Here is a 20,936-nt window from a genome sequence, read left to right on the forward strand (position 1 = left end):
AAGAGCTGTTGGGGTAGAATTGTATGAACGTGTCGATAGAAGCATTTGCGAGTTTTGATTTTAGTCTTATTCCCGATCTTTCGCCCTTGGATCTTATCATTACAGAATCACTCGAAAATTACACTAAAGTTAATGGCGCTAAATCTGGAGCTTTGCTTCCATTACCGTTTCAGACTGGAATTGGGAAAACATACACGGCATTAAACTTTTTGCTCCAGCAGATGCTTGATCAAGTGCAAAATGAATTACAGGAAGAAGAGTTCGGTAGTAGCACCAAGCGTTTGCTCTATTACGTTACAGACTCAGTAGATAATGTTGTGAACGCGAAAGCGGACTTGTTTAGATTAGTTGAAAAGCAAGCTGTCAAGGGTGAGCCTCGCTTCACTCTAGAACAGCAAGAGTACCTTAAAGCGCAAATAGTTCACCTACCCAATCAGTCAGATCAGTTATTGCAATGTTCTGATGCGGTCTTGAACGAAGTGTTAGTCGGATTTGACTTGAACACCGAGCGTGATGTTAAAGCTGAGTGGAGCGCTATATCAGGTCTAAGACGTCATGCGAGCAATCCAGAAGTTAAAGTTTCTTTGAACAGGCAGGCTGGTTACTTTTACCGTAATCTAGTTGCCCGCTTACAAAAGAAACAAAAAGGTGCTGATAGAACCCCGCTTAATGGCACGTTACTGGCCTCTGTAGAAGCACTACTTCCGGGAGAAAAAATCCGCAATGGAAGCGCTCATGTTATTTTCTTAACGACTAGTAAATTTTTGAAAGGCTTCCACAATACTCGCTCGCGCTACAGTCCATTGCGCGATTTAAGTGGTGCGCTACTTATCATTGATGAAATTGACAAGCAGAATCAGGTTATCCTCTCCGAGCTGTGTAAGCAACAAGCGCAAGACTTAATTTGGGCTATAAGAACTTTGAGAGCAAACTTTCGAGATCACCAACTAGAGAGTTCACCTCGCTACGATAAAATTGAAGACCTGTTTGAACCACTCCGTGAGCGGCTCGAAGAGTTTGGCACCAAGTGGAATCTAGCGCTCGCATTTAATACGGAAGGACCTAACTTGAATGAGCGACCTGTTCGGTTGTTTTCAGATAGAAGCTTTACACATGTAAGCAGTGCCACTCACAAGCTGTCATTAAAATCAGATTTATTGAGACAGAAAAATCTCATATTTAGTGATGAGAAAGTGGAAGGCCCTCTCATTGAAAAAAATGGCCTTCTAACCCGCTTTGTCAACGAAGCGGATGTTATATATCAGTGGTTTCTTGGCACAATGCGTAAAGCAGTGTTTCAGTACTGGGAGAACGTTCGTAGCCTTGAAATTGAAGGGCGTGAAAATAAAAGCCTAGAAGGAACGTTTCAAGAAGCCGTTCAATCCCTGCTTACTCACTTCAATTTGCAAGAGTTTGAGTCTGCTGTTTACGAGTCATTTGATACTAGGGGGCTACGGCAATCTGCGGGCGGTCAAGCGAGCAAGTTAAGTTCTAGCAAGAGCTACCATCATACCGGCCTGAAACTTGTGGAAGTCGCTCATAATCAGGGGACTCGCGATACCGTAAATTGTAAAGCGTCATTCCTGAATCTTTCACCATCGGGTGTCTTAGCGGATATGGTTGATGCCGGAGCTGTCATTCTCGGTATAAGTGCAACAGCGAGAGCAGACACCGTAATACATAACTTTGATTTTAAATACTTGAATGAGCGTTTGGGTAAAAAGCTTCTGTCTTTGTCGAGAGAGCAAAAGCAGTGGGTAAATGATTATTATCATAGTAAGCGCAACTATAGAGATAACGGTGTGGTCTTAACGGTCAAATACCTTAATAGTCGAGATGGGTTCCTTGATACTTTATTAGAAGAGTATAAGCCGGAAGCTCGTTCAAGCCACTTTATCCTAAATCATTATCTCGGTATCGCGGAATCAGAGCAGGCATTTGTTCGGAGCTGGTTGTCTAAGCTATTAGCCAGTATTAAAGCGTTTATCTCAGTTTCTGATAATCGTTATATGCTGTCGTTGTTAAACCGCACTCTTGATACAACGCGTCAGGATATTAATGATTTTATTCAGTTCTGCTGCGATAAGTGGGCGAAAGAATTTAATGTTCAAACCAAGACGTTTTTTGGCGTAAACGCCGATTGGATGAGGTTGATTGGCTATGATGAAATTTCCAATCACCTAAATACAGAACATGGGAAAGTCGTTGTATTTAGTACATATGCTTCAATGGGAGCGGGTAAAAATCCCGATTACGCGGTCAATTTAGCGTTAGAAGGAGAAAGCCTAATATCCGTTGCCGATGTCACTTATAGCACGCAGCAGCGAACCGATATAGACAGTATTTATCTTGAAAAACCTACTCAGCTACTCCTGTCAGATGATTATTCGCATACTGCCAACCAGCTTTGTCAATTCCACCAAATTCTATCTTTGCAAGAGAACGGGGAGGTGTCACCGAAAAGCGCTGAAAGCTGGTGTCGCCAGCAACTTATGGGCATGAGCAGAGAGCGCTCTTTACAGCAATACTACCAAACAAGTGATTACCAAAGCGCAGTAAGGAAATACATTGAGCAAGCGGTAGGAAGAGCTGGGAGAACGTCTCTGAAACGAAAACAAATTCTCTTGTTTGCTGATTCTGGTTTAAAAGAAATTTTGGCAGAAGAGAGTAGAGAACCAAGCTTATTCTCGCACGAGTATGTTGCTTTGGTTGAAAAAGCGAAATCAGCTAATAAGTCTGTAGTTGAGGACAGGGTTGTCCGACGTTTATTCAACCTTGCTCAAAGAAACAACAAAGACGGTATGCAGTCAATTAAGGCCCTAGTTCGTCGTCTACATAATCAACCTGCATCTGATAATGATATTCAAGAGTGGCAAGACATTAGAACTCAGTTACTTCGATATCCGACGATCGCCTCTCAACCTGAGCGATTCAATCGATTGTACTTACAGTCTATGACCAAAGGGTATTACCGTTACCAAGGTAACTTAGATGGTAATCCGAATGCTTTCGAGTTCTTTGATAGAGTGCCTACTGGTGACATGGTTTCAGAAGAAGCGTGCAGCCTAGCTACGTTACTACAAAACCAATATGTGAGGTCGTGGTTTGAACACAAAGGCTTTGCCTGTTCGTGGCAAAAAGAAGTTTATGTAATGACGCCAGTTATGTTTACCAACATTTATAAGGGAGCGTTGGGCGAGCAAGCGGTAGAGGCAGTATTAACAGCATTCGATTTTACGTTTGAAGAAGTTCCAAATTCAATTTACGAGCGATTTGACAATAGAGTCATGTTTGCAGGGATTGAGCAACCGATCTGGCTAGACAGCAAATACTGGAAGCATGAAGGTAATGAGACCAGCGAAGGCTACAGCTCGAAAATTTCATTGGTGGAAGAAGAGTTTCGGCCCTCGAAGTTTATTTATGTGAATGCGCTAGGGGATGCTTCAAAACCGATTAGATACTTGGACTCATGCTTCGTAGAAACCTCACCACAGTTAGCTAAAGTCATTGAAATTCCGGCACTAATTGATGATGTCAATGCCGACACCAACCTAACAGCAGTACAGGAGTTGATAAAATGGTTACACAACAGCTAGAGCCGTCCTCACACGGACCCTTATCAACCTTAATTGAACAAATATCGATTGATACTGATTGGGTCGATAGAAGCTTCGCGATTTACTGCGTCAGTTATAAAGGAATTGACTACTCAGAACGATCTAAGCGTTTAGTTACATTGGCGTCTGAAATCTATAAATCCGGAAGTGTTGATTGCTTAGTGAAAGGGAGCAATAAAGAAGCCTGTTATTGGGTATTGTTACCAAAGGACGCAAAATTAGATCTCGAAGACAAGTCTTTGGCCATCAAGCCAGTAAGCGCTACCGAGCTACCTACATGGCAATTGGCTCGTTTGCTGATTAAAGCGATACCAAAAGTATTGAATGGCGCTACGCCAGAGATAAAGCGCTTTGAAAGTGAAGGTTTATATTATCTAGTCAAAAGCAAAAAGTTACCGAAAGGTCACCCTGGCCATGAACTAACGGCCGTGGAAATCGACTTAGCACCATGCGCAGATCTTGGATTCAAACCAACACTATCAATGAACACTAAAACATTTTCTCCCTTGTCTTGGTTTACGCTAGAGAACGGAGATATACAAAAAAAAGCAAAGTTTGCGACACGTTATCAACTTGATGATGTAGGGATGTTGGTTAGCAAATCGATAAAGGGCGATTACATCAAGAAGCCTCTTTACTCTAATGCGAAGAATCGAATTCAGGCTATTGATATTACGAAAGAGTCTTATAGCGGTTTTCAGTTATCTAAGGTTGGTATTCTTGAACAGTTTATGCAAGATCTTAAGCAAGCTTATGGCGATTCAGTATCTCTGAACTTACAGCGAATTCCCGGAGAAAAGCATAGGTTTGTTTCAGATACGGTTGTCAAAAATCACTATGTAGGACTATTTGATGCGTTAAAAGAACATCGTTTGGTGATCTGTGATTTAACAGAAAACCAAGACACTGATGCAGAATTGACTTTACTTCATGGTATCGAGCACCTAAACATAAACGCAGAAGTTGCTGAAGCTCCGGTTCGTGGTGCATTGAATATCCTAATTGTTGGCAATAAAGACACCTACAAGTCGGCTGAGGAAGATCCGTATCAAGTTTATCGCAAAAAATACCAAGATACAGTTTTCCAGTCATGTTACCCAGAGCGCTTGTGGAACCGTCAAGGTCAGGTAAACCGCCATGTGGTGGAAGTGCTGCTAAAAGAATTACTTATCAAACTAGAAGTCCATACAAGAAAGCATTTGATTGAATACCCAAGCAGCCCTGAAGGATGTGTATATTACATGCCTCATCGGCCGCAAGGCGAATTTTCAGAGGTTCGAGACGGGCCGTGGCCAGTGTATGCGTCTAAGTTAGTGGGTAATGAATGGCAATATATACAAGCGACTCAAGAGGAGCTTGAAGAGCTTGAACTCGATTTAGGCAATGATAAAAGGCAAGTATTTCAAGGATTCCAACGTTCCCCCTTTATTTATTGGCCGGAGACGGGGGACTATGCCATTTTCAATGATACTGGTATTCAAATGCTGCCGGAATTTGAAGTAGTTGCAGAGCGGCTGCGTGAACTTAAAGAAGGGCGTTCACAAGATGTTCCAATTGCATTATTGATTCAGTTCATTGAAGAAAACCCAGGGAGTAAAGTAGTCAATAAGCTCAGAGCAATACTGTCGGAATGGGATGATACAGCCCCTTTACCGTTTGATGAGTTTTCGTCAATCTCTTACAAAGGTAATGATGAAAAACAATTTTACGATTGGCTGCGCGATCAAGGATTCTTTTTTAAAACGTCAATAAGAGGACAAAGTGAAGGGTTCTTTAATGCATCTTTAGGTTTTTTCTATAACCGGGAACAGGGGATGTATTTTGCTGGTGGCAAAGGTAGCCCACAAAGCAAAATCGAAAACTTTAGTCATTTATACGTGATAAAACATTCGTTTGATGCACTACCTGAAGAGGTAGAAAACTTGTTTGACGTTTATCACTTAAGGCACCGTCTGCCAACCGTAACGCCTTATCCATTTAAGCATCTACGTGAGTATGTTGGAATGCAGCGTTTTAAATCTTAATAACAGATTGAGGAAATGGTCTAGCAGCGAATGAAATCTAATGTTTTATTCGCTACTAGCGCCAAAAATCAGTAAAATCTTACCCAATTTCCCTTACTTTTATTGTTTGATTTTCAAGCAGCTATCGCTATAAGAAGAAAACTATGGATCACAGCGTACACAACAAACTTATCTCATTTATCTGGTCTATTGCAGACGATTGCTTACGTGATGTTTACGTCCGTGGTAAATACCGTGATGTTATCTTGCCAATGGTGGTATTGCGTCGTTTAGATACTTTGCTTGAACCAACCAAAAAAGCTGTGTTAGCTGAAGTGAAATTCCAAACAGAAGAAATGGAATCGACAGAGCTAGATGATGAGCCATTAATGCAAGAGTCTGGTTATGTGTTTTACAACACGTCGAAATGGACATTAAGCACTTTGCACAGCACTGCGACTAACAATCAGCAAATCTTGCTAGCTAACGTTGAAGAGTACTTGAGTGGCTTTAGTGACAACGTTAAAGAAATTGTTACTTGCTTCGATCTACAAGCAAAAATACGTCACATGGCGAGCAAAGACGTATTGCTAGATGTACTGGAGAAGTTTGTTTCACCAAACATCAACCTGACTCCTAATGAACAGATTGATCCTGACGGCTATAAGTTACCGCCTATCAGTAATTTAGGCATGGGTTATGTGTTTGAAGAGCTTATCCGTAAGTTCAATGAGGACAACAATGAAGAGGCCGGTGAGCACTTTACTCCACGTGAAGTAATTGAACTCATGGTTCACTTGGTATTTGACCCAATCAAATGCGGTTTACCAGATCCACTCACCATTTATGACCCTGCATGTGGTAGTGGTGGCATGTTAACCGAAGCGCAAAACTTCATTGAAGAGAAGTACCCTGTTGAGTCAGGTGATGTTACTTCTAAGCGTGATATTCGCTTATACGGTAAAGAAATCAATGATGAGACTTACGCTATTTGTAAGTCAGACATGATGATTAAGGGTAACAATCCTGAAAACATCAAAATTGGTTCGACCTTGTCTACTGATGAGTTTGCCGCAAATCGTTTTGATTTTTGTTTATCTAACCCTCCTTACGGAAAAAGTTGGGCGAGTGAGCAAAAAAACATCAAAGATGGCTCAGATGTAATCGACTCTCGTTTCCGTGTCCCATTGAACGATTACTGGGGCAACCCAGCTAAAGATGGATTTGTTGATGCCACACCACGCTCCAGCGATGGTCAATTACTGTTCCTTATGGAAATGGTTAGCAAAATGAAATCAACGGCTCATAGTCCGCTGGGCGCTCGCATTGCATCTGTACATAACGGTTCTAGTTTGTTTACTGGTGATGCTGGCTCTGGTGAAAGTAATATCCGCCGCTACATTATTGAAAACGACATGCTCGATGCTATCGTGCAAATGCCAAATAACCTGTTCTATAACACAGGTATAACGACTTACATATGGCTGTTAAGCAATAACAAACCTGAAGACAGAAAAGGCAAAGTACAGTTAATTGACGCTAGCCAGCTGTTTAAAAAGCTGCGTAAAAACTTGGGCGACAAGAACTGCGAATTCCTTCCAGAGCATATTGCTCAAATAACTCAGGCTTACCTAAGTGGCAAGTCGATTGAGCGAACACAAAACACCAATGATGAGCCTATTGGACTAGCCTCGAAAGTGTTCAATAACAAAGATTTTGGTTATTACAAAGTCAATATCGAACGCCCTGATCGCCGAAGCGCTCAATTCAGACAAGGACTAATAGAACCACTGCGTTTTGATAAATCACTGCGTGAGCCAATGGAATACCTGTATGCGCAGTATGGTGAAAATGTTTATCAAAAAGGCTTCTTAAAAACCGTTGAAAGCACCACTCTTGCTTGGTGTGAAGACAATGATATTAACTTAAATACCAAAGCTAAAAAGAAGCTGTTGGATATCGAAAACTGGTTGAAATTAAGCAATATCTATCAAATGGCAGCGGAGCTTCTAATTGAGTTTGGTGAGAAGCAATATGACAACTTTAATGAATTTAAAGATAATGTTGATACTAAAATTAAAAGCTTGGCTGAACGCAGAAAGGCCGAAAAGCAAGAGCTTATCAAAGTAAGCCCCGCCGAGAAGAAGACTATTTTGGATGCGGTGAGTTGGTACGATGAAAACGCTGACAAAGTCACTAAAAAAGTGATTAAGTTTAAGCAAGAAAAGCTTGATGAGCTATTACAGCATCTTGGGTGTGAACCAGCTGATTTGAGTGATTTTGGCTATTATGCCACAGGTAACAAAAACGAGTTTACTACCTACGAGAGTAACTCAGATCTTCGCGACGCAGAATCTGTTCCGCTTAATTATGCCTCAACCAACCAAGAAGCTAACACTGACAACAGTGAGATTCACCAATACTTCCTTGATGAAGTGCAGCCTCATGTAGGTGAAACTTGGATAAACCTTGATAGCGCAAAAATTGGCTATGAGATTAGTTTCAACAAGCATTTCTATCAACACAAGTCACTACGCACTACGAATGAAGTTGCTTCCGATATCATCAATCTAGAGAAAAAAGCCGAAGGCTTAATCGCTGACATTTTAGGGTTAAAGAGTTTAGATACTGAAGCTGTAGCAAATCAGGAACTGCAATTATGACTGAGTTGTTAAACATGCCTCAATATAAGACATACAAAGCTTCTGGATACTTATGGATAGGCAATGTACCTAATGAATGGGAAGTTACTAAATTAGGAGCTTGTCTTTCTCCAGTATCCATCAAAAATCAAGCGAACCTTCCATTATTATCGATCACACGAGAACTTGGTGTGATCGTACGGGATATTAATGATCAGGAATCTAACCACAACTTTATTCCAGAAGACTTAAGTGGATATAAACTGCTTGAGAACGGGCAATTTGGGATGAACAAAATGAAAGCTTGGCAAGGCTCTTATGGGGTATCTAAGCATACAGGAATCGTCAGCCCAGCTTATTATGTTTTCAATTTTACAAAAGTTATTCATCCGGAGTTTTTTAATTGGGCAATAAGAAGCAAATTATATGTTTCCTTTTTTGGTAGCGCGTCAGATGGAGTCCGCATTGGACAGTGGGATTTATCTAAAGAGCGAATGAAAGCTATTCCATTTCTTTTACCTTCAAAAAGTGAGCAAGTTGCCATAACCGATTTCCTTGATAAGAAAACAGATCAAATTGATGAAGCTGTAGCTATCAAACAGCAGCAAATTGAGCTGTTGAAAGAGCGTAAGCAAATCATCATCCAACAAGCGGTTACTCAAGGTTTAGAACCAAATTTACCTTTGAAAGATTCTGGTATTGATTGGATAGGAAAAACCCCAGAACATTGGGAGATCATTAAGCTTAAACACCTATTTACTGAGGTTAATAAAAGAACTAAAACAGGTAAAGAGATTCTTTTTTCATTGAGAATGATCCAAGGTTTGGTTCCTCATGACAGTGTTTCTGACAAGCCTATTCCTGATGAGAGCCTAATTGATTATAAAATAGTTGAGCCTAGTCAACTTGTTATGAATCGAATGAGGGCTTCAATCGGTATATTTGGTGTCGCTGAAAATCATGGACTTGTAAGCCCTGATTATGCTGTTTTTGATATTAGTTCAAATGCAGATAAAACCTACTTTTTAAAGCTGTTCAAAACCACTCTGATGGGGACGCAATTTAGGCTGAATTCTCGCGGCTTAGGAACGGGGTCATCTGGCTTTATGCGGTTATATACTGAGAGTTTTGGAGATATAAAAATCCCATTTCCTTCATTTGGTGAACAGCTCAAAATCAATAAACATATTGCTGAGCATGAAAAGAAAATAGAACAAGCGACAGAACTCCTTGAAAGTCAGATAAAAAAGCTCAAAGAGTACAAAACAACGCTGATCAACAGTGCCGTAACAGGCAAAATTAAAGTGCCACAAGCACAAGACTGCGTACTTAGTTAACAAGGAAGTTGAATGTCAGTATCCGTTGCCAGTACAACGTTAGCGAAGATTTTTGACCATCAGGGGATTATAGCCTCTGATGGCTCAACAATTAATGGCCAACTTGCCATACCTGAGTATCAGCGCCCTTACCGCTGGACTGAGGAACAGCTACTACGTTTACTGCAAGATTTTAAAGACTATCAATCAGACTTTAAAAGCGATAAAGACATTCAAAAATGCCCCTTTTATTTGGGCAGCATTATTTTGCATCAGCAAGGTAATCTGCTCAATATCATTGATGGACAACAGCGCCTAACCACCATGGCATTGATCGCCTTTTTAAAGGGTGAGTATAAAGATTCAACACTACGTTATGAAGCACCTGAGAGTCAGCAACAGATTAAACATAACTTGGCTTGGCTGTCGGATAAACGTGAGCAAATTGCTACTATTGATTTTTCATTAGTTAATGTCACATTGGTTGTGACTAATAATGAAGATGAAGCCTATCGCTTTTTTGAAACCCAGAACACTGGTGGAGTTCGCTTAAAAGGGCCTGATATCATTAAGGCTCATCATCTAAACGTGATAGACAAGAGCATGCCCTCCAAAACTCGCCACTTTGCAGCCTTGTGGGAGAGTTTAAATAACATCAATCCTGTGATTGATTTATTGTTAAGAGGGCGGTATTGGGAGTACTTTAATTTAAGAAAAGACTTAAAAGATCGATCTCGAAGAACAATGCCATTACACCACCAGAAACGCTTGCTTGTTGATGCTGTCGTCGATGAGTTCTCTCCGAAGGCTACGGGGGAAGATATTGCTTTTGGACGCATTCAGCGAACCTATTTCGAAAATGGAGGCGAGAGTTTATCGCAGCCTCAAGTTGGTTATGATTTGCGTCAACCGCTGAATAGTGGCGCTAATACTATTCACTATCTTCAATACTTTGAGCAGCTTCGTCAAACTTATCTAATAGCTAATGAAACTGAAAATATTACAGGCACAGAATTTCATCGTTTCTATCACGGGCTTATATGTAACCTCCATGGTTGTAGTTATCTAAAGCAGCTTTTTGATGCGAGCTTATTGTTATATATAAGCCAGTTTGGGCAGCAAGAGCTTGAAGTTGTGGCGAAAAAACTCTTTAGGGTCGTATATTCAAGGCGAGTGGAAAACCAAGTTGCAGTGAAAGAAAAGTCGGTTCCTGCATTTTTACGTGAAACTCCAATATTGGATTGGATATCAATGAGCTATACACCTAAGCAGTGCTTTGTAAAATTGGATGCATTTGAACTTAACGTAAATGCTGAAGGGATAATTGATGCCAAATTGTCGCCAACAAATCAAAAAAGCAGTCGCAAGCAGGACTTTATAAATAAAGTAAAAAAAGAGTTTTCTATCAAAATTGAAACGCAAGTAACCAAAGAGCAATACGCCGCTAAGTTTTCAAATGACTTTACAGCTCAAGTCAGGTTGCTAGGAGGGCTGTAATTTGTCTACATTATCTGTTCAGACGGAAATATTGACCTTAGAGAAGATTTTGATTGGTGACTACCAGTTTTCAATCCCTAGTTATCAACGCCCTTATGTTTGGTCTGATGATGATGTATTGCTTTTGTTCAATGATATTAAAGAAGCTTGCAAAAGGTATCATGAGTCAAATAAGCAAACGGATCATAATTACTTTATTGGCACCATTCTTTCATCGGTATTGAAGACAAACGGTGATGCCATCTATGAGTTGATTGATGGACAGCAGCGCACCACAACTTTGATGCTCATCGCTATTGCATTTAACTTCGCAGGAGTTAAGTCGAAACTTTCTCAATTAGCGGTTATTACGACTAGTAATGGGAAAGTAATACCACGCTTACAATTTGCTATTCGAGATCAAGTTCAACAGCTCTTAGGTGGCTTAGCGGGCCTTAAAGACTACCAAATACCTTCTCAAGAAAAGATAGATAGCAATGAGTATCTAAAACAGATTGGTGTTGCACTGAACGTATTGACTCAAGAGATTGAAAAGCTCAATAAAGATGCTGACGTAACGATTGAGCAGTTTGCTGAGTATTTTTATAGTAATGTGCAATGGGTTAATAACATGGTTCCAACACAAATGGATTTAAACCGCCTGTTTGCGACCATGAATACTGGAGGAATTCAGTTAGAGCAAGCCGATATCCTTAAAGCTAAATTGTTTAAGAAGTTACAGTCCGATAAAGCTCAATATGAAGCGATATGGGTCGCTTGTGAACATATGGAGAACTATTTTGAACGTAATGTTCGAGAAGTTTTTAATCACTCAGATTGGAATGCTATTAAACCTAACGATTTAGCCTGTTTTGATCCCAACCGGTTTCTACACTCGCTAGAATCACATCAAACAGAAGACCTGAAGAGTGAGCAGTTAGCAGGTCTTAGTATCGAAGAGTTGGCTGAACAGTTAAATGGGAATGATGCTCCCCATAACCTTAAGCTAGACTCTTTTAAAACTCATGATTTAGATGTTGAAACTGTTTATTGTGAGCCGATAATCAAGTTCCCACTTTTTTTGATACATGCTTATCGCGTTTACTTAGCTTTAAACAACAAAGCGGATATAGAAGTCAGGCTTCACAGTGACCGATTACTGGAAATATTTAACCCTTTGATTGAGTCTGATGAACAGTCCATCAAATCCTTTATCGAAATGCTATGGCAAGTGCGGTATCAGTTTGACCATTGGGTTGTTAAATGGGTAAATAGAGATGATTCAACAGAGTCTCATTTAGGCTTAACGTATCAATCTAGAAGCCAGTCCAGTGGCAATTACTATATCAATAGAACGCCCAAAGAGCTTAGTGGCATAGTGTTGCTGCAGAGTGTTCGTAACTTTACGGGTGAGAGAAGTGCTCAGTACTGGATAACCCCTTTTATTGCTGAACTAATGAAGAAAGGCATCGACAGTAAAGAGGAGACGAAGGCTCTTAAGCTACTTGAAAGAATAGATAACAGAATGTCACTAGCCATTTGCTCTCAAAAAGAGGCTAGTTTTAAACAAGCTAGATCGAAAAAGCCCAAGAGAATTGAGTGGACTGAACAGGCTGATTACCTCACTGAGTCGAACGGAACCAGCTTTGAGCACTATTGGTTTCAAAAGCTTGAATACTTACTTTGGAAGCGCCTCAATGGTTCAGAGTCAACACTGAGCACTGTAGAGACTCCAAAATTTAAAAAATATCGAATCACTTCAAAAAACTCAGTTGAACATGTTCATCCACAAAATGAAGAGTATAAAAGTAAGTTACCAGGTGAAACCTTGAATGCATTTGGTAACTTGGTACTACTTAGCCCGGGTGAAAATTCATCATATAGCAATCAAGATGTAGATAAAAAGCAGATAGACTTTGACAGAAAAGCGCACTTTGACTCGTTAAAACTTCTCGAAATGTTTAAGCAAAAGGGGTCTAAACCTTGGAGTAAGCAAGAAATTGAATCTCATCAAAGTCAGATGCTCGATGTTTTAGCTACACATTATGAGGAATAGATAGGCACAACAATTAATTGAATAACCTCATGGACTTACTATATAATTAAAGAGCTCTTTAGCTTAGGACGAATTCGTCTAGTCGGGTGTTTAGCCAGACTCTAATTTATTGAACGGCATTATGGTTGCGATATGTTCGCGACCTGATCTCGTACCTCAATCAGGTCGCGAACATATCGCTTCCTCTAGTAAAGAGTTAAGCCCAAGAGCAATGCTCTTGGGCTTTTTTAATGGGATTAGAAATGACTTTGATAGAACAACTAGCATTAGAGTTGAAAAAGAGTGAAGACGAAGTTGCTCGCTTTCTGCAGAGTGCACCTAAACGGTACAAAGTCTATACCATCCCTAAGCGTGCCTCTGGACACCGAGTTATTGCTCAACCGTCTAAAGAACTGAAAGAATATCAGCGTAAGTATTTAGGGCTTCAGCAGTTACCTATCCATGAGGCAGCGATGGCTTATCGAGAAGGTATGAGTATTAAGCAGAATGCAATTGCTCATAAAAACAACCCTTATTTACTTAAGCTAGATCTCGAAAACTTCTTCAATTCCATCTCTGATAAATTGTTTTGGCAAGTTTGGGAGTCGATACATCCTCTGCCTTCAATCCAAGATAAGCAAACTTTAGAAAATTTACTTTTTTGGTGCCCGAGTAAAAGAACGGGAGGTGCTTTGGTTCTCAGTATAGGTGCACCTAGTTCCCCTCTTGTATCTAACTTTTTTATGTACCAATTTGATGGGGTCATAAGCAAAATATGTCTTGAGAGAGGTATCGCATATACGCGGTATGCAGATGACCTGACTTTTTCAACCAAGCATAAAGACATACTCTTTGAACTTCCCTTACTTGTAAAAGAAAAGCTAGCTGACTTGTTTGGTGGTTCGATAAGAATCAATAGAAAAAAAACCAAATTCTCATCAAAAGCGCATAACAGGCATGTCACAGGCATCACCATTAATAACGATGGAAAACTCTCCCTCGGAAGAGAGCGTAAAAGATATATAAAGCATTTAGTCTATCAAGTTCAGTTAGGTAAGCTTGATAAAGCGGATAGACAACACCTTAGAGGCCTTATTGCTTTTGCTAAGCATATAGAGCCAATGTTTATTCAATCATTGATACGAAAATATTCAGCTGAGTTAATTACTCAAATCGTTGAGGAATCAAATGGCTAAGCAACATAAAAACACAAGTAGAACGGTTAAACACCTAATCCAAAGTGCTGCGAAAGGGAACTTTAGATCTTCATTCCAACTTTATCAAAACTACTCGGAAGGTAAAAATGTAGAGCAAAAAGATGAAGATTTAGCTCTAGAATACTTTACTGAAGTAGAAATGGCACTGATTGAGAAAAAGCTTACTTTATCCTCGTTACAGCTAGTAGATTATAGGAGGTTTCGGTCATTAGATATTCACTTTAATAAGAATATGACGGTGATTATAGGTGATAACGGTGCTGGAAAAACAAGTATTGCAGATGCGATAGCTAGGACTCTTTCTTGGTTGAATAACAACCTAGAAAAACCAGATGTAGTTGGCAGACCGATTAAGGATAGTGATATTCACGTAGAATCTCGGGAGTTCTCGGAGGTAACAAGTAAATTTAAATTTGATAATAATAATACTTTTGAGACGACTCTTGGTAATACAGTTCTTGGTTATGATGGAAGCTCACCTACAGATGTTGTGAGCATAAAGCAAGTTGCGAATATGTATAAGAGTACTGCTAAAAATCCATTAGTGAACATTCCCCTTCTTGCATTTTATTCGGTAGAGCGTTCTGATTTTTCACTGTCTTCGACGATCTCAGAGAAAGCTTCAGGCGATGGAGCTAGTAATAGATTTTCTGATCTTAAGACGGCTTTGGATGGAAGTGGGAAACTGGAAGATTTTTCGAAGCTTTATATTGAGTTGGTTAATCTGGCGGAAGGTGAGGAAACTAAAGAAGTGCAAGCTCTAAAGGTTCAGATATCTAACCTGCAAGATACTATTAATGACGTATATGCCGGACAAGAACCTCCGGAAAATGATGTATTCAATGCAAAGTTGAGTAGTAAAAAGGAAGAGTTAGCAAATCTATTAATTGATAAACCATCAGCAAAGTATCAGCGCCATTTAGAGTTTGTGAATAACGCTATTGAAACACTTGTACCTGACGTCAAGAATCTTGAAGTTGACCGTAGTTCTGGAAAATCTAGATTATTAGTAGAAAACTTCGGTAATAAAGTAAATATTGCTCAATTATCACAAGGTCAAAAGATGCTTGTCGCTCTTTCCGGAGACTTAGCAAGGCGTTTAGTAAAATTAAACCCTGATTCTGATGCGCCATTAAATGGTCACGGAGTTGTAGTGATTGATGAAATTGAGCTGCACCTTCACCCTAAGTGGCAACAAGAAATACTAATAGGGCTTCAGGCTACGTTCCCTAAATTGCAGTTTATCGTAACCACTCATAGTCCACAGGTCCTCTCTACAGTTGATAAGCAATGTATTCGTCAGATTTGCCTTGATGACCATGGAAATCCGACAATTAGTATGCCTACTTTTCAAACGAAGGGTGTAACTAGCGCGGATATATTAGCTCGTATTATGGGGACTAATTCCGTACCTGAAAAATTGGAGGAAGCGGGTTGGCTAAGTGATTTTTCTAGATGCTTAAAAGATCAAGATAAAAAGTCATTGGAAAATGTTTTCAGCAAAATAAAGGAACATTTTGGTACTGTTCATCCCGTTGTAGCTGATTGTGAAAGTCAAATTCGAATTGCAAAAATGAAATCTAGGCTTAATAGAGAGCAATAAACTATGAGGAAGTTAAATAGACCTTTACCAGCACCTCCAGCACTCTCAAATTATGATCATAATATTCATGAATGGAGCAGTAAGAAACCGTCTAAAGCTTGTAGAAATCTTATCTGGTATAAATTTCGAGTGATGCAGGGTAAGTTTTGTGCTTTTTGTGAAAGAGCAACAGAGCAGAAAAATGGTCACATAGAACATTTTTTCCATAAGGGTAGAAAACCTGGTGGTGGAGCTGCGTATAAGCATTTGACGTTCTCATGGGATAACCTATTTGGTTGTTGCGGGCTAACGAGCAGTAATACATGTGGTCACTTCAAAGACAGGCAAGGGAGCGAAGGGCCAGGGGCATACAACTCGAATGAATTAATAAAGCCTGATAGAGATGAACCGAAAGATTTTTTTACTTTTCTAGACACTGGCGTTATTGAGCCTAAGCCAAACTTATCTGATGTTGATGAAAAACGAGCTCGAGAGACGTTAAGAGTTTTAAATTTATCTGTTTTAAATGGATCTAGAAAAAGGCAAATTGATATTTTTAGAAAAGAGCTGGATGAATTAGAGAAGATAAGCGAAGAATTAGATGATCAGGCACTACAACAAGCGTTGGATGATATTAAATTGAAAATAAAGCAGCAGGAGCACCAAACAGCAGTGCTGGAAGCTCTATTTTAATCAGTTAGGAATAAATTAATGGTCAGTCAAACTAATGAACAAGCTCTAGAAGCTGCAATTGAAAAGCATTTAACAGGTGTTTGTTTAGAAGATATTAAGTCAGGTGTGAACGAATCAATACCAGATTATGATAGCCAACTATATAAGCTTGGCTACGCCACCGACTTTGATATGCAGTATGCTTTGGATCTGAGTTTTTTCTGGCAGTTTTTAAAGGAAACACAAGAAGATGAGTTGGAAAAGCTCAAACGAAATAGCCCTAATGACTGGGAGCGAAAAGTACTTGAACGTTTTGACCGTCTAATCAAAAAGCATGGCGTTTTACACTTGTTGAAGAAGGGTTTAAGTGTAGATGATGCACACTTTAGCTTGTTATTTCCAGCCCCTTTAGTAAGTAGTAGTGAAAAGATTAAACAAAACTTTGATGCGAATATTTTTAGTTCTACCCGTCAAGTTAGATACTCAATAGCTAACCCGCTCCAAGAGATCGACATGGTGCTTTTTATTAATGGCATTCCTTTAATAACACTTGAGTTGAAAAACCCCTGGACAGGTCAAACAGCCCGTTACCATGGCCAAAAACAGTACCGTAATGATCGAGATATAGCTCAGCCTCTACTGCAGTTTGGCCGTTGCTTAGTTCACATGGCTGTAGATACCGATGAAGTCTATATGACCACTAAGCTAGCAGGGAAAAGCACTTTTTTCCTTCCTTTCAACAAAGGTCATAACCATGGACAAGGTAACCCTCCTAATAGTTCTTTGTTTGGAAATGGTGGGCACAAAACATCTTATTTATGGGAAGAGGTATTCACTAAAAAAAGCTTGGCCAATATAATTCAGCACTTTGTGCGATTGGATGGCAGCATTAAAGACGACTTGAGAAAGCGTACGTTATTCTTCCCTCGTTATCACCAAATGCAAGTCGTTAGGAAGCTAATAGATCATGCAGCAACTAATGGTGTAGGACAAACCTACCTAATTCAGCACTCTGCAGGTTCTGGTAAGTCTAACTCGATTACTTGGGCAGCTTACCAACTGATAGAAGCCTACCCAGTGAAAGCCGATCTTCCCGGTAGCAAAGGTGTCGAGCAGCCACTATTTGACTCAGTGATTGTGGTTACCGACAGGCGTCTTTTGGATAAACAGTTACGAGATAATATTAAAGAGTTTTCTGAAGTTAAAAACATCGTCGCTCCTGCATTGAAGTCATCAGAGCTCAAGTCAGCTTTGGAGAATGGTAAGAAAATCATAATTACGACCATTCAGAAATTTCCATTTATTATCGATGGTATTGGCGATTTAAGTGATAAACGCTTTGCGGTAATTATTGATGAAGCACATAGCTCTCAGTCTGGCTCAGCGCATGACAACATGAATAAAGCGATGGGTAAGTCTGAGGTTGAAGAAGCTGAGGACGCGCAAGACAAGGTTCTTCAGGCTATGCGGTCTAGAAAGATGCGTGGTAATGCCTCCTACTTTGCTTTTACTGCGACGCCGAAAAATAGCACGTTAGAAAAATTTGGGCAAAGACAAGAAGATGGTACTTATGTACCGATTGACTTGTATTCAATGAAGCAGGCCATTGAAGAAGGTTTCATACTGGATGTTATAGCTAATTACACAACTTATAAAAGCTACTACGAGATTGAGAAATCAATCCAAGAAAACCCAGAGTTTGATTCAAAAAAAGCTCAAAAACGCCTACGTGCATATGTAGAGTCGAGTCAGCAAACCATTAATACTAAAGCCGAAATAATGCTAGACCATTTTATTCCTCAAGTTGTGAACGCTAAGAAGTTACGAGGTAAAGGAAAAGGGATGGTGGTAACTCAAAATATTGAAGCAGCTATTCGTTACTATAAAGCAATTACTCGTGTTTTAAATGAACAAGGCAACCCTTTTAAGGTTGCCATAGCATTCTCAGGAACGAAAGAAGTAGATGGTATCGAGTACACTGAAGCAGAGATGAATGGGTTTGCAGAGAGTCAAACTAAGGACAAATTTGATACCGATGATTATCGTTTGTTAGTCGTTGCAAACAAATATCTGACAGGTTTTGATCAACCCAAATTGTGCTCTATGTACGTAGATAAAAAGTTTGCCGGAGTATTGTGTGTACAAGCGTTGTCTCGCTTGAACCGTTCAGCGCCTAATCTAGGTAAGAAAACGGAAGATCTTTTTGTTTTGGACTTCTTTAATAGTACCGATGATATTAAAACTTCATTCGACCCTTTCTACACATCAACTACATTGTCGGAAGCAACAGATGTCAATGTATTACATGAACTTAAAGATGCAATGGATGACGTTGGTGTGTATGAGTGGTATGAAGTAGAGAGTTTTATTGAGCGTTACTTCAATAATGAAGATGCTCAAATGCTTAGTCCAATTATTGATGTTGCCGCAAACCGCTTCAACGTTGAGTTAGACCTAGAAGACGATGCTAAAGTTGACTTCAAAATTAAGGCTAAGCAATTTGTAAAAATCTACGGTCAGATGGCATCTATCATGCCGTATGAAGTGGTTGTATGGGAGAAGCTTTTCTGGTTCCTCAAGTTCCTTATTCCGAAGCTTATTGTGAAAGATCCTGATTCTGAAGCTTTAGATGCTTTGCTTAACTCTATTGATCTGAGCTCATATGGTTTACAGCGCGTTAAGCTCAACCATTCTATTGAATTAGATGAAGCAGGAACAGAACTAGAACCACAGAATCCTAACCCTCGAGGAGCTCATGGCGTTGAAGAGGAGAGAGATCCTCTTGATGACATTATTCGTAACTTTAATGAGCGTTGGTTCCAGGGCTGGAGCGCCACTCCTGAAGAGCAAAAGATAAAATTCATCAACATTGCTGAAAGCGTAAAGTCACACCCAGACTTTAAGGCAAAATATCAAGATAATCCCGATCCTCATAATCGGGCTTTAGCATTTGAGAAAATGCTAAAAGAGGTCATGCTTGCGAGGCGTAAGGACGAGCTTGAGCTTTATAAGCTATTTGCGGGGGACTCAGCTTTCAAAGCGTCCTGGACACAAAGCATGGAGCATACAGTGGGTTTGAGCCCTACAAAGTGAATGAATTTTTTATTTACTGGCTTTGCAAGGTTTTCTGTTTTGGTTAATTCTTAGGTTTACCTTTAAATCGCTGAGGCTTTGTCTTTTTGGTTGCGTGGTAATGAAGTTGTTGGGCCTGTCAACTATAGTTAATCTTTACTAAAGTAACACCAGAAGTAACATCTTAAAACTCTATTTTGATAATGTTTATTTTAATCAATCGGATAGGATGGATAGTAGAGTCCAGTAGCGGCACCAAATTCGTTCTTTGTGAACAATCAGCAAAGCCCACCTCATGTGGGCTTTTTTGTGTCCTAAATTCATTGCTTGCTAAGCTTTTGGACTGTGCCCTCCAATATTCCAAAGTGCAATAGCCGCTTAAAATCCATTCGGGTTGTCAATTACGTATAGCCAACCTCCATCTATATACTTCATCACTTCGAGAGCGGTTCCTTTGGGGCCACCAACTATCTCCCAATCAGACCTTATGAGAGCCGTGTCGCCGTTAATATGGATAGACACATCATGGGTGAGCATTTCGACGTCGCCTTGAAGGTAACTTTTCAATATAGGCTTAATAGCCTTTGGCCCTCTAGCAAGGTTACCCTGATTATCTAGGACGAATATGGCGTCTTGATGGAACAGAGTGCCTAGCCCGTCGATGTCTTGTTTTGAAAAGTATTCAGCGAAAAGTTGATGCAGTTCTGTTGGCGACTGCGGTTTTTTGTAATCTGTTGATGCGTCAGAATAGAAAGTTATTAAGTTTAAAACTACGAATAGAAGTATCTTCATGGAACCACCTGCTTGTTTGTGTTTTGGGTTGAAGCCATAATAGATAGGCTGCTTACTAAAAGAAATTAGCTACCTAAAAGTAACTAATTACCTTTAAGTAACTATGCAATTGGTAATTTGGAAAAGCTGAGAGGTAAATATGAGTGAACAGGGTAAGCAACCTGAAGGTTACTGCAGCGCTGATAAATATTTGACACTGATTTCTACGAAGTGGACTGCTCACATAGTTTGGATCTTAGGTCAGAGTAGCGAGATACGTTTTGGACAGATTCAAAAGCAGCTGGCTTTAGTGTCTAGTAAAGTACTTAGTGAGCGGCTGAAGTTGCTTAGCAAAGAAGGTTTCATTTGGCGTAGGCAAGAAGAAACCGTTCCAGTGACGGTATATTACGGTCTGACCAAAAAAGGAAAAGAGCTGGCGGATATTGTTGATATTATCGTGAAAAAATCGGATAGCTGGAATTAGTCTAACGTAATGGTTGTAAAGCTATTCTGATATTCAACGTCATTACTAT

The 20,936-nt window shown here is 39.8% G+C and carries 12 protein-coding genes; 11 read left to right on the forward strand and 1 reads right to left on the reverse strand.

The window, feature by feature from the left end; translation table 11 throughout:
- Positions 1 to 23: 23 nt before the first annotated feature.
- From L3V36_RS02505 to L3V36_RS02550, 10 genes are all read left to right on the forward strand, one after another.
- Positions 24 to 3,596, forward strand: a complete 3,573-nt coding sequence (locus L3V36_RS02505) for a hypothetical protein (RefSeq protein WP_208774244.1) — start codon at positions 24 to 26, stop codon at positions 3,594 to 3,596.
- Positions 3,578 to 5,641, forward strand: coding sequence for a hypothetical protein (locus tag L3V36_RS02510; protein WP_208774246.1), 2,064 nt, complete (start codon positions 3,578 to 3,580; stop codon positions 5,639 to 5,641). Before L3V36_RS02505 ends, L3V36_RS02510 begins: the two co-directional genes overlap by 19 nt.
- Before the next feature lie 143 nt (positions 5,642 to 5,784).
- Positions 5,785 to 8,283 (forward strand): class I SAM-dependent DNA methyltransferase, encoded by a 2,499-nt coding sequence (locus L3V36_RS02515; RefSeq protein ID WP_208774247.1) that lies wholly within the window; start codon positions 5,785 to 5,787, stop codon positions 8,281 to 8,283.
- On the forward strand, positions 8,280 to 9,599 hold the full coding sequence (locus L3V36_RS02520; RefSeq protein ID WP_208774249.1) for a restriction endonuclease subunit S: 1,320 nt from the start codon (positions 8,280 to 8,282) through the stop codon (positions 9,597 to 9,599). The genes L3V36_RS02515 and L3V36_RS02520 overlap by 4 nt, the downstream gene beginning before the upstream one ends.
- Before the next feature lie 12 nt (positions 9,600 to 9,611).
- Positions 9,612 to 11,075 (forward strand): DUF262 domain-containing protein, encoded by a 1,464-nt coding sequence (locus L3V36_RS02525; RefSeq protein WP_208774251.1) that lies wholly within the window; start codon positions 9,612 to 9,614, stop codon positions 11,073 to 11,075.
- Between the two features lies 1 nt (position 11,076).
- Positions 11,077 to 13,110, forward strand: coding sequence for a DUF262 domain-containing protein (locus tag L3V36_RS02530; RefSeq protein WP_208774253.1), 2,034 nt, complete (start codon positions 11,077 to 11,079; stop codon positions 13,108 to 13,110).
- 242 nt (positions 13,111 to 13,352) lie between these two features.
- On the forward strand, positions 13,353 to 14,285 hold the full coding sequence (locus tag L3V36_RS02535) for a retron St85 family RNA-directed DNA polymerase (protein WP_208774256.1): 933 nt from the start codon (positions 13,353 to 13,355) through the stop codon (positions 14,283 to 14,285).
- Entirely contained in the window at positions 14,278 to 15,909 is a 1,632-nt protein-coding gene (ptuA, locus tag L3V36_RS02540; RefSeq protein ID WP_208774258.1) for a retron Ec78 anti-phage system effector ATPase PtuA, read from the forward strand. The genes L3V36_RS02535 and ptuA overlap by 8 nt, the downstream gene beginning before the upstream one ends.
- 3 nt (positions 15,910 to 15,912) lie before the next feature.
- On the forward strand, positions 15,913 to 16,581 hold the full coding sequence (gene ptuB / locus L3V36_RS02545; protein ID WP_208774260.1) for a retron Ec78 anti-phage system effector HNH endonuclease PtuB: 669 nt from the start codon (positions 15,913 to 15,915) through the stop codon (positions 16,579 to 16,581).
- An 18-nt stretch (positions 16,582 to 16,599) separates the two neighbouring features.
- The gene (locus L3V36_RS02550) at positions 16,600 to 19,653 is read left to right on the forward strand and encodes a type I restriction endonuclease subunit R (RefSeq protein WP_208774261.1); all 3,054 of its coding nucleotides are present in this window, start codon (positions 16,600 to 16,602) and stop codon (positions 19,651 to 19,653) included.
- A gap of 357 nt (positions 19,654 to 20,010) precedes the next feature.
- Here the strand turns inward: L3V36_RS02550 and L3V36_RS02555 are convergent, their stop codons facing one another.
- Positions 20,011 to 20,424, reverse strand: a complete 414-nt coding sequence (locus L3V36_RS02555; RefSeq protein WP_102447943.1) for a nuclear transport factor 2 family protein — start codon at positions 20,422 to 20,424, stop codon at positions 20,011 to 20,013.
- Between the two features lie 139 nt (positions 20,425 to 20,563).
- Here L3V36_RS02555 and L3V36_RS02560 point away from each other — a divergent pair, with 139 nt between their 5' ends.
- Complete coding sequence (locus L3V36_RS02560; RefSeq protein ID WP_102447942.1) at positions 20,564 to 20,887, forward strand: helix-turn-helix domain-containing protein; 324 nt, start codon at positions 20,564 to 20,566, stop codon at positions 20,885 to 20,887.
- Positions 20,888 to 20,936: the final 49 nt, after the last annotated feature.

Origin of the sequence: Vibrio sp. G-C-1, assembly GCF_021728015.1 — a bacterium.
Lineage (GTDB): Bacteria > Pseudomonadota > Gammaproteobacteria > Enterobacterales > Vibrionaceae > Vibrio > Vibrio splendidus.